Below are 13,286 nucleotides of genomic sequence, written 5' to 3'. Positions count from 1 at the left end.
CTTATGACATTTATCCTACGATATGTCAGGGATTACCTGAAAGAAGTTACGCTGGCTCCTCTCTTCAAACTGTTGGAGGCCTGCTTTGAACTCCTTGTTCCCTTGGCTATTGCCCATATCGTTGATACTATTATTCCACATGGCAATCAGGGAGACCTGGTTGCTATGCTTTTACTCCTGACAGGGTTGGCAATTGTGGGAGTTCTAGTATCTATTTTAGGGCAATATTATTCAGCCAAGGCAGCAGTTGGGGTGACCAAGCAGTTGACAGAGGACCTGTTTGAAAAAGTCTTATCTTTGCCGCAAGCTAGTCAGGATACTTTGTCCCGCTCATCAATTTTGACGCGCTTGACCAGTGATACCTTGCAGATTCAAGCAGGAATCAATATTTTCTTGCGCCTGTTTCTACGGGCTCCGATTGTGGTCTTTGGTGCTCTCTTCATGGCCTTCTATATCAGTCCTAGCCTTTCTCTCTATTTTCTGGGGATGATTGCTATTTTGCTGGTGATTGTGGCAGGTATTACGGCGGCTGTCAGTCGCTATCTCTTATCGATTCGTAGAGATTTGGACAGCTTGGTAGGGCAGGTGCGTGAAACGGTTACGGGCTGGCGGGTCATTCGTGCCTTTGGCCAGGTAGCGAGAGAAGTTGCTCATTTTCAAGCACTCAATCTGGCCTATAAAAATAGACAGTTACAGGCTGGTTACTGGTCTAGCCTGCTGTCGCCACTGACTTTTCTGGTGGTTAATGCGACCTTGATGATTTTGATTTGGCAAGGAAATCTAGCCATTTCTAACAATCTGCTAGAGCAAGGGATGCTGATTGCCCTAATCAATTATCTCTTGCAAATCTTGGCGGAGCTGGTCAAGATGGTCATGGTTGTCTCATCTATCAACCAGTCTTATATCGCTGGTCAACGGATTCAGGAAATTTTCAAGCAAGAATCCGAAGACCTGGAAGGCACTCTGCCAGTCCTGCAAGCCAATGACCCAGCTGATGTTTTTGCACTATTCAAGCTGGATTTTGCCTATCCCAATGCTGCTGAACAGGCCCTGTCAGGAATTTCTATTCAGATAAAGAAAGGCCAGTTTATCGGCATCATCGGTGGTACGGGTGCTGGTAAGACGACCTTGGTCAATCTCTTACAGGCCTTTTATCCGATGCCAGCTAATCAATTGATGTACTTTATTGATGGAAAGAGTCCTGTGAATCTCAAAACCTGGCGGGCTAATTGTGCCACCGTTGCCCAGCAGGCTCAGCTCTTTGCTGGAACAGTCCGCTCAAATCTTACCTTGGGACGGGCTGATAGTTCCGAAGAACGCATTTGGTGGGCCCTGAAGATTGCTCAGGCGGATGGATTTGTGGCAGAAAAGGGCGGTTTGGATAGTCCTGTAGCAGCCTTTGGGAAGAATTTTTCCGGTGGACAACGGCAACGGCTGACCATTGCGCGTGCTCTCTTGAAAGAAGCACCTGTTTTGATTTTGGATGATGCGACGTCGGCCCTGGACTATCTGACAGAGAGCCGTCTCCTGCAGGCTATCAAGGAGGAATTGCCTGACCAAACCTTGATTATGGTGTCTCAACGGACCAATAGCCTGAAGACGGCGGATCAAATTTTGGTGCTGGACCAGGGACAGCAGGTGGGGCTAGGTCGTCATCAAGACTTGCTAGAAAGCTCTGCTATTTACCGTGAAATTGACCAATCCCAGCATGGAGAGGAGAGCAGCCATGAAGAAAACTAGTCTGCATCAATTGACGGGACTGGTCCTAAAACAGCCCATTCGTCTGACTCTGCTCTTGCTGGCGACACTGGCTCAGGTCCTTCTGACCGTCTATCTTCCTATCCTTATCGGTCGGGCAGTCGACGCGGTCTTGGTAGCAGATAGCCAGGTCTTGCTGGAGATTCTGCTGCAGATGTTTGTCGTCATTCTGGCCAATGGCCTGGTCCAGTGGTATCTGCCCTTGGTCACCAATCGCCTGGTCTATGATATGGTGGCAGACTTGCGGGAGCAGGTCTATGTCAAATTGCACCAGTTGCCCCTTTCCTATCTGGATAGGCAGTCAACGGGGGACTTGGTTGCACGATTTTCCAGTGATAGTGAACAGCTGACTAACGGTCTTTTGATGGTCTTCAACCAGTTTTTCGCTGGAATTTTGACCATTCTCTTGACCATTTTTACCATGGCAGGTTTGGATCTTGTCATGATGCTTTTGGTTGTTGCCTTGACCCCGCTATCTCTTTTTGTGGCGCGTTTTATTGCCAAGAAGAGCTATACTTACTACAGTCGCCAGACCCAGGCGCGTGGGCAGCAAGCTCAGCTCTTAGAGGAGACCATTAGCCAGCTCAGTCTGGTGCAGGCCTTCAATGCCCAAGACCAGTTTAAGAAGCAGTTCCAGCAGGTCAATGGCGACTACGCTCATTATTTGCAGAAGGCAATATTTGCTTCGTCTACGGTTAATCCGACTACCCGATTTGTCAATGCCTTGATTTATGCGCTTTTGACAGGTCTTGGAGCACTTCGCATCATGCAGGGGACCTTTACAGTCGGCTCTCTGACCACCTTTCTCAACTATGCCAGCCAGTACAGCAAGCCTTTTAACGATATTTCTTCTGTCCTATCGGAATTGCAGAGCGCTTTAGCTTGTGCAGACAGGCTCTTTGCCCTTGTTAATCTAGCTAGCGAAGAGGATAGGGCAGAGCGGACAATTGACTCGGATCAGTTGCAGGGGGCTATTTCCTTTGAAAATGTATCTTTCTCTTATCAGCCTGAAAAATCGCTCATTGAGGACCTGACGATTGATGTTACCTCTGGTCAAAAGGTGGCTATCGTTGGTCCGACTGGCGCAGGGAAATCGACCATGATTAATCTGCTCATGCGTTTTTACGATGTCAATGCTGGCCAGATTGTCCTGGATGGTGTGCCTATTTTCCAATACAGCCGAGAGGATTTGCGGCGGCAGATTGGCATGGTTCTCCAAGAAACCTGGATAAAATCAGGAACTATCCATGAAAATATTGCCTATGGATATCCTCATGCGACTAGGGAATGGGTTATCGAGGTGGCCAAGGCAGCCAATGCGGATTTCTTTATTCGTCAATTGCCCCAAGGATATGATACTGTCCTGACAGATGGCGGCGCCTCTCTATCGCAGGGTCAACGGCAATTGCTGTCGATTGCGCGCGTTTTTGTCAAAATCCCTAAAATCTTAATTTTGGATGAGGCGACCTCGTCGATTGACACACGGACGGAGTTATTGGTTCAAGAAGCCTTTGCCAAATTGATGCAAGGACGGACCAGCTTTATCATTGCCCATCGCCTATCAACCATCCAATCAGCTGACTTGATTTTGGTCATGGTAGATGGAAAAATTGTCGAACAAGGCAATCATAGGGAATTGATGGATGCGCAAGGTTTTTATTACCAGATGCAGATGAGCCAGCAGGCTGCTGAACAGTAGGTAAGCAACATTTCATACTACAGACAGGGAGTTAGTCACAGCTAGCTCCCTTTCTTTGTGCTATACTAGAATTATGTTAGATTTGAAAGAATATGGAATTGACATGTGGTCAGAAGAGAAGATTGTCGCCTTTCGCAAGGCTCTTCTTGATTGGTATGATGAGCACAAACGAGACCTGCCTTGGCGACGAACATCGGATCCCTACGCCATTTGGGTGTCGGAGATTATGTTGCAACAGACGCGTGTGGATACGGTCATTCCTTACTATGAGCGCTTTCTCCACCATCTGCCGACCATCAGAGACTTGGCAGTGGCACCGGAAGAAGTCATTCTCAAATTGTGGGAAGGGTTGGGCTATTATTCTCGTGTCCGCAATATGCAAAAAGCGGCCCAAGAGATGGTCGAACGGTTCGATGGTTCCTTTCCCAAGACACACGCAGAAATTTCCAGTCTAAAAGGCATTGGTCCCTATACAGCTGGTGCTATTTCTAGCATTGCCTTCGGTTTGCCGGAGCCTGCGGTAGACGGCAACGTCATGCGCGTGCTCAGCCGTTTGTTTGAAGTGGATTATGACATTGGTCTCCCTGCGAATCGCAAGATTTTTCAAGCCATGATGGACATCTTGATTGACCCAGCTAGACCGGGAGACTTTAACCAAGCCCTGATGGATTTGGGTTCAGATATTGAGGCACCTGCCAATCCACGGCCAGAAGAAAGTCCCGTGAAGGACTTTAGTGCTGCCTATCTCAATGGCACAATGGACAAATATCCTATCAAGGTACCCAAGAAAAAGCCTGTCCCAGTCGCCTATCAAGGCTTTCTCATTCGCAATCAGGATAATCAATTTCTCCTTGAGAAAAATACCGACGCTGGACTCTTATCAGGATTTTGGTCTTTTCCGCTTTTGGAAAAAGGGGCTATTCAAGCCAAACAAGTTTCCTTGTTTGAAGTGGCAGAAGAGCCGGAGCAGCCTGATATGAAGCTGCGCTTTACAGAAGAATATGGTCTGACTATTGACTGGCAGGAGCAAGAATTTGAGATCGTTCAGCATATTTTCAGCCACCGCAAATGGCAGATTGAGTTGATAGAAGGAGTAGCGAGTCAGTCGGATTTACCAGCTAATCGTGAATTAAAATGGGTTTCGGTTGAAGATTTCCATACCTATCCCTTTGCCAAGCCACAGCAGAAAATGTGGGATGAATTTAACAAAAATTTTAAAAAATAAGTTTGTTTTTTGCACACAATTATTTGAATTTATTTTGAAAAAGTGTTATATTAACATTGTAGATAGAAAGATGATTTCATTTATTCTTTAGCAAACTAGCTATTGCCCCCTAAGGCAGTAACTAGAGGAAGGTCTGCTTCAGTTCCACTCATCTATTTATGATATTCTTTATTCACAACCTTATTTTCATTGGCTTGCTGCCCGTTCAAACTTGGGAAATACCGACCTGGTATTTCCAGAAAAGATCGTCAGTCATTGATTGATTTTCGGATATTATATTTAGAACACTGTAAAAAATAAAGCAATCTCCACACTTTAGACAATTGAAAATTAATAGAAAATGGGTAGCAATCGAAGCATATTAGTTTTTAATCATTAACTTCTGGAGTCGGACCTTCCTGATAATAACCACTAACCGAGTTTCAAATGAAGCTCGGTTTTTGAGTTTTTAGGTTCTTCCAACCACAAGTCATTGATTGGGTTAGTGACCGAGCAGAAGCGGTTGTGATAGTGATTGGATGAATGAATTTCTACACCAATTGTCAGAAGCTTATCAGATGACTACATTATTCTAGTCATGGACAATGCCATCTGGCATAAATCTCAGACATTGAATATCCCTGAGAATATAGAATTTACCTTTATTCCACCTTACACACCAGAGATGAACCCTATTGAGCAAGTCTGGGCCGAAATCCGCAAACGTGGTTTCAAGAATAAGATATTTAGAAGCTTGAATGAGGTTATTGATAAACTTCAAGAGGTTATTCAAAACCTATCTCCTTCTCAACTCAAATCAATTGTACGTAGAGATTGGAGTTTGGCTATTTTTGATTTTAGTTGAGTATAAATATGTCCATAGTGATGACTTTAACACGATTTCTAGCTTGTCTGGAATAGCGCAGGAAGTGATTTCTGATTGTGGCTTGTGTGCGTCCGTCAAGGATTGTAATGACCTTTAGCAAGTCAAAATCCTGAGCAATGAAACTCATTTTTCCTTTCTTGAAATCAGCTTATATTTTCAGGCAACCAATTCCAGTCGGTTTTAAATTGGAACTCATTTAGCTTGCGAATGACAGTTGAGGTGGAGACGGCAAGACGCTTAGCGATGTCTGTCATAGACTGTTTTTCAATGAGAGGTTGAGCTATTTTCTGGTGAACAATGGTTGAGATTTGGTGGTTTTTCTAGATCAGAGAGGTTTCTGTGACAGCCATTTTTCCGCAATTTTTACAGCGGAAACGGTGCTTTCTCAAGCGGATAAGCAGAGGGTATCCAGCAGATTCTAAGTAGGGAATTTTAGAGGTTTTATGGAAATCGTATTTAGTCATTTGACCATGACAAGAGTGGTATTTAGGAGCTGAATAATCCAGTTTGGCAAGAATTTCCTTGTGAGAAGTGCAGTCCTCATAATCCAAAATAGTGATGTTGGGGTCTTTCGTTCCCAGTAAGTTTGTGATACTATCCTCGCTTTATTATTTCTGGGCTCGGGGATAAACAGTCACTTCCCTGACTATTTATCTATTCCATATGATTCCTTTTTAATGATGGTTTAGACGCTTTTCATTTTAGGTCATGTGGGACTTTTTTTCTATACTCAAAAAGGCTCCATAATCTCCATAGGGGATTTACCCACTACAGTCTTATAGAGCCCAGTTTTGTGGGTGGTTTTTAGTGTGTAGTAACGGGATGTCAATTTATTCATTCAGAAAATATAGAGCGTTTTCATTTTTTGTGATATAATAATCATAGTAAAAAGTGAGGAAAAGCCAATGACAGAGATTGATTATGGAAAAGTTACCGGTCTAGTTCATTCTACCGAAAGTTTTGGTTCAGTTGATGGACCTGGTGTTCGCTTTGTGGTCTTCATGCAAGGCTGTCACATGCGTTGCCAGTATTGTCACAATCCTGATACCTGGGATTTGGTTAACCCGGCAGCAACCGAGCGTACTGCTGAGGATGTCCTAAAAGAAGCTCTGCGTTTTCGGATGTTCTGGGGCAAGGAAGGGGGGATTACGGTGTCTGGTGGTGAAGCGACCATTCAGATTGATTTCTTGATTGCTCTCTTTACCCTGGCAAAAGAAAAAGGCATCCATACGACTTTAGATACCTGTGCCCTGACCTTCCGTTCGACTGAGCGTTATTTGGAAAAATACAACCGTCTCATGGAAGTGACCGACTTGGTGCTCTTAGATATCAAGGAAATCAATCCTGACCAGCATCGTATTGTTACAGGTCATAGTAATAAAACTATTTTAGAGTGTGCTCGTTACCTATCGGATATTGGCAAGCCTGTTTGGATTCGACATGTCTTGGTTCCAGGATTGACAGACCGAGATGAGGACCTGGTTGAGTTGGGCAAATTTGTCAAAACCTTGAACAATGTCGAGCGCTTTGAAGTTCTGCCTTATCACAATTTAGGTGAATTTAAGTGGAGAGAGTTGGGGAGACCTTACCCGCTGGAGGGGACAAAACCGCCGACTAGGGCGCGTGTGGAAAATGCAAAGACCTTGATGGAGACGGAGTCTTATCAGGATTATTTGAATCGGATTAGAGGATGATTGAGAAAGATAGATTTATTCAGAACAAAGAAAACTTCGCTATATTTTCTGTGGTTAGCCTTCTTTTGATGACCTTGCTGAGTGGTTGGATTGTTTTTGATAAGATGGAATCCCCAGCTGTTGATAGTGGTCTGACACAGAAGCAGAGGACTATCAATCAAATGATGGAAGGTATGACCATGGAGGATAAGATTGGTCAATTATTTTTAGGGCATATTCCTGAGCAAGAGGCTGAACAGATTGTTGGGGCCTATTATCTAGGAGGTTATATGCTGGAATCCAAAGATGTAGAAGGTAAGTCGCTGAGTCAGCTAAAAAAAGACTTGGCAAGCTATCAAAAAGCCTCCAATATTCCCTTGCTTTTGGCTTCCAATGAGGAGGGAGGAGCTGTTAGTCAAATTAGTCCAATCTTGAAAGAACCTTTTGCATCACCGATGGAATTGTATGATGAGGGAGGTTTGGATGCTGTCCTGGAGGGAGCAAAATCCAAGGTTTCGGTTCTAAAGGATTTAGGTATTTCAGCGGGCTTTTTCCCGATTGCTGATGTTGTAACCAATCCCAGTTCACCCATTTATGAACGGACACTAGGCCAGGATGCCATGACAACATCTGACTACGTTCGTGAGGTCGTCACATTGCTCAAGGAAGAAAATTTTCTATCTACCTTGAAGCATTTCCCTGGTTCGAGTGAGACGGGTGATGCGATTACGGGGCTGGTCTATGATGACCGTCCTGTAGATGAATTGAGAAAGCAGGATTTCTTACCGTTTGAGGCAGGGATTGAAGCAGGAGCGGACTCAGTCATGGTCAGTCACATTATTCTGACTGCTGTTTCGGACCAACCGTCCTCTATATCACCTGAGGTGATGGCTATTTTACGTCAGGAGCTGGGCTTTGAAGGGGTTATTTTGACAGATGATTTTGATAAATTGGGTTTGTCAGAATTTCTTGATCAAAATGAAGCAGCCCTTCAGGCAATCGAGGCGGGGGCGGATATGATTTTGTCTTCCAACTTTACGAGTCAGATTCCCTATCTTTTGGACCAAGTAAAAAGAGGAAAACTAAGCGAGGACCGCATTGAGCAATCAGTGGAACGGATTTTGGGGATGAAATACGATTTAGGTTTGATAAAATAAAAGAGGTTAGGTATCTGTCTAACCTCTTATTTCGTTTGGTAGACCAATCGGGTCCTGATACCATCCACATCGACAAAGGCGGCAGAACTATTCATTCTTTCTATCTTTAAGTTTGCAGCAATGGCGCGATTCAAGGTTGCTTCAAAAGCTTCTGGATTGGAATAGATGACCGTATAGTAGGCAAGTCCTGGCATGCCTTCTTTTCGTGTGGCCAGCAGTTTTCCACCCCATTCGTTGACAGCTAGGTGGTGATGATAGTCGCCTGAGGCTAGCCAAGCTGCAGATGGGACGGAAAATTTATCCTCGACAGCTAGGACCTCTTGGTAAAAACGGCTAGAAGCAGCGCTTTCTCGGACAGATAGATGGACATGCCCCATGCGACTGCCAAGGGGCATCTGATAGGCTGCGTCAGCTTTTTTCCCTAAAGCATAGATCGTTTCAGCATCCATAGGCTCAGTGATGCCAACGATGCGTCCATCTGGGCGGACATCCCAAGAGTCTTGCGGGAGGTCGCGGTAAATTTCGATGCCGTTACCTTCGGTGTCGGCTAGGTAAATGGCTTCACTGTAACCGTGGTCGCTGGCGCCTTGTAGGGGAACTTTGTTGTCGATAAAGTGGCGGAAAATGGTACCTAAATCCTCTCGGCTAGGTAGGACAATGGCCAAGTGGTAAAGTCCGTAGCTGTGGCTAACTTCGCCTTTCTGCTCTGTTTGAATCAGGCGGACAAGGGAGGTCTGTCCGACACCAAGGTCAATCTGTTTAGAGTTTTCAGTCAGAACTTGGAGACCCAATACCTGCTGGTAAAATAGGCTTTGTAGTTCTAAATTGCGGACATTGAGGGCAACATGGCCCAGTTCAAATTTGTAATTGTACATGGGAATATCTAGCTTTCTCAACAAGTGCGCTATCTACGATTTGGATAAAGTGTGTAATTCTATCTTCAGCATTAAAATCGTAAATATGGACAAAGTCTGCTTGAAAGGATTTCTCAGTAAGCTTGTAGGTTCCCTTGTAGTAGCCGTAAACCATGACACGGTTTCCTGAAAAGGCGTAATCAACAGGTGTGGCACTATAATTGGTCCATTCAGAACCTAGTCTTGCATGGACGTTTTCAATCACTGCATCTGGACCGATATAGGTACCAGCATAGGGAAAGCCTGCAGCTTCTGTCCAAGAGATATCAGCAGCCAAATGGCTCTTGAAATCTTCTATTCGACCTTGAGCAGTAGCTAGATAAGTCTCTTCTAAAATATTTTTATATAATTGATTTTTTGACATAGGTATTTTCTTTTCTATTGAGCAACTGCCTCTTGGAAAATTTTTTCCAAATCGTCTACTGTGCGAACTTTATTGATAAGATTAAAGAAGTTTCCGTCTTTTTCAAGTAACAAGGTTGGGAAAGAGGTTACCCCCATTTCATAAGCCTTGATAAAGTCAGGGTGTAGACTTTCTGGTTGATTCAAGATGCTTGATAGTTCTTCCATAGCCTTTGTGGGTAACTGATAGCTACCAATTAGGCTGGTGTAACTGTCTGCTTGACTGAGGTCTAACCCATCTTCAAAAAACAATGTTTGAATGTCTAATGTCAGCGGAGCAAGCTGGTGTGGTTCAACGTAGTTTTTCAAAACGGAGTAGGCTCTAGCAGGACCAAGGGAGTCCATGATAAAGTTCGTATCCTTAAACAATTGATTGTAGTTATCGCCAAAAGACATTTGGTAATAGCTTTCGATTTGTTTATTGATGGTCTGTGCCTGCTGGAAATCAACCATTTTCTTTTTGTTATCTCCGACAAACAAGCCTCCGTTAATGACCTCTATTTCTATGTCAGGATGGTCTTGCATGAATTTTGTGAAAATGTGGTTAAAGCCGTAGGTCCAACCACAATAAGCATCGATGATGTAATATAGTTTCATATTAAATTTCTTTCATTTCGATTTCTTGGTTTTTGATTAGAATTTAGCATTGCTATTGGAAGTTTTGGAATTTTCCTCGATTGGCTCAACAAGATCCCAGAGTTCTGCAATTTTATCATCTTCAACTCGATAAAGATCATAGAAGGATGTATATTGACTTGTAGAATCTAAGCTTCTAACAAAGCTTGAGCTTGCGCTTGTAGACCGGCGATGGCTTCCTCTGACAATACCAACTGTCCAGTTCCCCATGCTTCTGGATTGACAGTTGTCCCTGTAAACTCACCAACGACTTGCATACGAACAAATGGTAGGAGAGCCTGATAGCTAGTGAACATTTGGTCATGTCCAGCATTGGCAACAGATGATACAGTAACAATTTTGTCCTGGAGAGCTGACGGGCCACGTGTTTCTGACAAGTCTAGGGCACGGCTGAGCCAGTCAATCAAGTTCTTCACAGTACCTGGAATAGCAAAGTTGTGAACTGGTGAGAAAATCCAGATAGCATCTGCAGCCATAATCGCATCGCGTGCAGCTTGGACAGCTGGCAAGACTGGTGTTTCAAGGTCTTGGTTCATAAGTGGAGTATCCTTGTAGTCAAGGTAAGTCACAGTTGCTTGACCTTCTAAGATACTTTCAGCTTGCTTTGCCATTTGGTGATTAAATGAACCTTCACGTAGTGAACCGACGATAAATAGAATGTTTTTCATGATCTTATACCTCTAACAATTTTTTCTTCCCTGCTCTCGCAGTTTATGGTATTATTGTATCAGGTACTAAAAATATTACAAGTACGATTTTTTTGAATAGTCACTATCTTTTTGTAAAGCAATGTGTAGTATTAAGGGAAAATAAAGGAGAAATTATGGCAACTTTCACACAACATACGGTTCCGGAGTGTCCTTATGTGACCACTCAGAGTGTCTTATCTGGGAAATGGAGTATCTTATTACTACATCATATCGAAGAAGGTCCCATTCGGTTTAATGAATTGCATCGTCGTTTGACTGGAATTTCCCAAGCAACCTTGACCAAGCAGTTGCGCCAGCTAGAAGATGATGGTTTAATCATTCGGAAGGTTTATGCACAGGTTCCGCCAAAAGTGGAATATGAACTGAGCGAGATTGGTCAAGAATTTAAGTTGGTTTTGGAGCAAATTGAAGTTTTTGGGGATAAGTACATCGACTTTGTCAAAGCAAAAAAATCTGAATGAGTTCGTATCTCATTCAGATTTTTGTCTTTTATAGTTCGTCATCCTTAACGGCTTCTAGCCAGCTAGCAGCAGCCTTGGCTGTACTTTCAAGGGCACCTTCCTTGAATGGTGATTGGAGGTTTGCGGCTTCAACCACTTGCAAGAAGGACTTGGTGCCACCCAAATCACAGATGCGGATGTAGTCTTCCCAAGCTGTCTCATCGTGATCCACCTGCGTGCGTTTCCAGAATTGGAGGGCGCAGACTTGGGCCAAGGTATAGTCGATGTAGTAGAATGGACTAGCAAAGATATGCCCTTGACGATACCAGAAGATACCACGGTTGAGGGCTTCTGATTCGGAATAATCACGGTCTGGCAAGTAGAGGTCTTGGAGTTTTTTCCAAGTCGCCTTGCGTTCTGCTGGTGTCATCTCTGGGTGTTCATAGACTTCGTGCTGGAAGTGATCCACTAAGACACCGTAAGGCAAGAAGAGAAGGGCACTTGCCAAGTGAGTAAATTTATATTTATCGACTTGTTCCTTGAAGAAACGGTCCATCCAAGGCCAGGTCATAAATTCCATAGACATGGAGTGGATTTCACAGGTTTCGTAGGTTGGCCAAACAACTTCTGGACTTTGAATCCAACGGGAACGATAGACTTGGAAAGCGTGACCTGCTTCGTGGGTCAAGACATCAATATCACCGCTGGTTCCGTTGAAGTTAGAGAAGATGAATGGGCTCTTGAAGTCAGGGATATAGGTACAGTAACCACCGCTGTTTTTGCCTGGTTTTGCCACCAGGTCCAAGAGTTCATGCTCAATCATGAAATCGAAGAACTCGCCTGTTTCTGCTGACAATTCACGGTACATGTCTTGGGCTTGGCTGACGATAAAGTCGGGGTCACCTTGTGGGACCGCATTGCCGTCTAAGAACTCAAGATTGAGGTCGTAGTGTTTGAGGCTTGGTACTTGCAAGCGTTTGGCTTGGCGTTGACGCAGATTTTGCACAATCGGTACGATATGCTTGAGAATTTCTTCACGGTACACCTTGACCATGTCACGATTGTAATCGAAACGGTTCATCTTGAGGTAGCCGTATTCTACATAGTCCTTGAAGCCGAGTTTGTGGGCGATTTCCGTGCGGACCTTTACTAATTCATCGTACACACGGTCAAAGTCGGCTTCCTTGCTTTCAAAGAAGGCAGTTGTGGCAGCAGAAGCAGCCTTGCGGACTTCACGGTCGGTTGATTGACCGAAAGGCCCCATTTGTGCCAGGTTGTAGGTCTGACCTTGGAAATCAATCTCTGCACCAGCAATCAATTTGCTGTATTCATCGGTCAATTCGTTTTCCTTTTGGAACAAGGGAATTGCATCCGATGAGAAAGTCTTAAGCTTGTTTTCTGCCTGCATGAAGAAAGTTTCAGGTAAAATATCTGCCAATTCAACCTTGTAGGGTGTTTGGACAATGACACGATAGTAGTTGGTTGTCAATTCTTCAAAAAGTGGAGAATACTCATTCCAAAACTTGGTTTCTTCATTGTAAAACTCATCATTCATGTCAATGGTGTGACGAATCATCCAAAGATTGTACTGAGTATCGATGAGGCTAAGTAATTTTGTAACGGCTGCTACAAGTGTGCGAGTTGTTTCCAAGTCGCTTGCCTGAGCCAACTGGTCTGTTAGGTCAGAAAACTGAGCCTTGATAGCTTCATAATCTGGACGGACATAGGTATATTCAGAAAATTTCATATGTTTCTCCTTTTGCATTGTTACCTTCTATCTTACTCTTTTTGAAAACGTTTGGCAAAT

11 protein-coding genes and 2 pseudogenes are annotated in these 13,286 nt (G+C 44.0%); 7 read left to right on the top strand and 6 right to left on the bottom strand.

The features are described from left to right. Positions 1-3: 3 nt before the first annotated feature. The 4 genes and pseudogenes from ACHBIF_RS00970 to ACHBIF_RS00955 all read left to right on the top strand — a co-directional run. A complete protein-coding gene (locus ACHBIF_RS00970) occupies positions 4-1,740 on the top strand; it encodes an ABC transporter ATP-binding protein (RefSeq protein WP_394718037.1) in 1,737 nt (578 codons plus the stop codon). Further along, positions 1,709-3,457: an ABC transporter ATP-binding protein gene (locus ACHBIF_RS00965; RefSeq protein WP_394718128.1), complete on the top strand. Its 1,749-nt coding sequence runs from the start codon at positions 1,709-1,711 to the stop codon at positions 3,455-3,457. The genes ACHBIF_RS00970 and ACHBIF_RS00965 overlap by 32 nt, the downstream gene beginning before the upstream one ends. Before the next feature lie 73 nt (positions 3,458-3,530). Further along, the gene (mutY, locus tag ACHBIF_RS00960; protein ID WP_394718035.1) at positions 3,531-4,682 is read left to right on the top strand and encodes an A/G-specific adenine glycosylase; all 1,152 of its coding nucleotides are present in this window, start codon (positions 3,531-3,533) and stop codon (positions 4,680-4,682) included. Positions 4,683-5,182: 500 nt separating this feature from the next. Beyond that, positions 5,183-5,526: pseudogene (locus ACHBIF_RS00955) on the top strand (transposase); the annotation flags it as partial. 4 nt (positions 5,527-5,530) lie between these two features. On the opposite strand, the pseudogene ACHBIF_RS00950 reads toward ACHBIF_RS00955, so the two are convergent. Then, positions 5,531-6,140: pseudogene (locus tag ACHBIF_RS00950) on the bottom strand (helix-turn-helix domain-containing protein); the annotation flags it as partial. A gap of 312 nt (positions 6,141-6,452) precedes the next feature. Between ACHBIF_RS00950 and pflA the strand changes: the two are divergent. Further along, on the top strand, positions 6,453-7,241 hold the full coding sequence (gene pflA, locus ACHBIF_RS00945; RefSeq protein ID WP_105110643.1) for a pyruvate formate-lyase-activating protein: 789 nt from the start codon (positions 6,453-6,455) through the stop codon (positions 7,239-7,241). Further along, on the top strand, positions 7,238-8,377 hold the full coding sequence (locus tag ACHBIF_RS00940; protein WP_394718032.1) for a glycoside hydrolase family 3 N-terminal domain-containing protein: 1,140 nt from the start codon (positions 7,238-7,240) through the stop codon (positions 8,375-8,377). The genes pflA and ACHBIF_RS00940 overlap by 4 nt, the downstream gene beginning before the upstream one ends. Positions 8,378-8,403: 26 nt before the next feature. Here ACHBIF_RS00940 and ACHBIF_RS00935 read toward each other — a convergent pair whose 3' ends face one another. From ACHBIF_RS00935 to ACHBIF_RS00920, 4 genes are all read right to left on the bottom strand, one after another. After that, positions 8,404-9,252 carry a VOC family protein gene (locus ACHBIF_RS00935; protein ID WP_394718030.1) on the bottom strand — a complete coding sequence of 283 codons (849 nt, stop codon included), beginning with the start codon at positions 9,250-9,252 and terminating at the stop codon, positions 8,404-8,406. Then, positions 9,233-9,655, bottom strand: a complete 423-nt coding sequence (locus ACHBIF_RS00930; protein WP_394718028.1) for a nuclear transport factor 2 family protein — start codon at positions 9,653-9,655, stop codon at positions 9,233-9,235. The genes ACHBIF_RS00935 and ACHBIF_RS00930 overlap by 20 nt, the downstream gene beginning before the upstream one ends. Positions 9,656-9,669: 14 nt before the next feature. Then, entirely contained in the window at positions 9,670-10,290 is a 621-nt protein-coding gene (locus ACHBIF_RS00925; RefSeq protein WP_394718026.1) for a DsbA family protein, read from the bottom strand. A 167-nt stretch (positions 10,291-10,457) separates the two neighbouring features. Next, entirely contained in the window at positions 10,458-10,997 is a 540-nt protein-coding gene (locus tag ACHBIF_RS00920; protein ID WP_394718024.1) for an NADPH-dependent FMN reductase, read from the bottom strand. A gap of 155 nt (positions 10,998-11,152) precedes the next feature. Here ACHBIF_RS00920 and ACHBIF_RS00915 point away from each other — a divergent pair, with 155 nt between their 5' ends. Beyond that, positions 11,153-11,500, top strand: coding sequence for a winged helix-turn-helix transcriptional regulator (locus ACHBIF_RS00915; RefSeq protein ID WP_394718021.1), 348 nt, complete (start codon positions 11,153-11,155; stop codon positions 11,498-11,500). Between the two features lie 28 nt (positions 11,501-11,528). Here ACHBIF_RS00915 and ACHBIF_RS00910 read toward each other — a convergent pair whose 3' ends face one another. Further along, positions 11,529-13,226, bottom strand: a complete 1,698-nt coding sequence (locus ACHBIF_RS00910; protein ID WP_394718019.1) for a M3 family oligoendopeptidase — start codon at positions 13,224-13,226, stop codon at positions 11,529-11,531. Positions 13,227-13,286 lie beyond the last annotated feature (60 nt).

The organism is Streptococcus sp. A11 (genome assembly GCF_043674225.1).
Classification (GTDB): domain Bacteria; phylum Bacillota; class Bacilli; order Lactobacillales; family Streptococcaceae; genus Streptococcus; species Streptococcus suis_V.
Note: the sequence above shows the minus strand (reverse complement) of the source record. Positions and strands in the feature narration are given on the sequence as shown.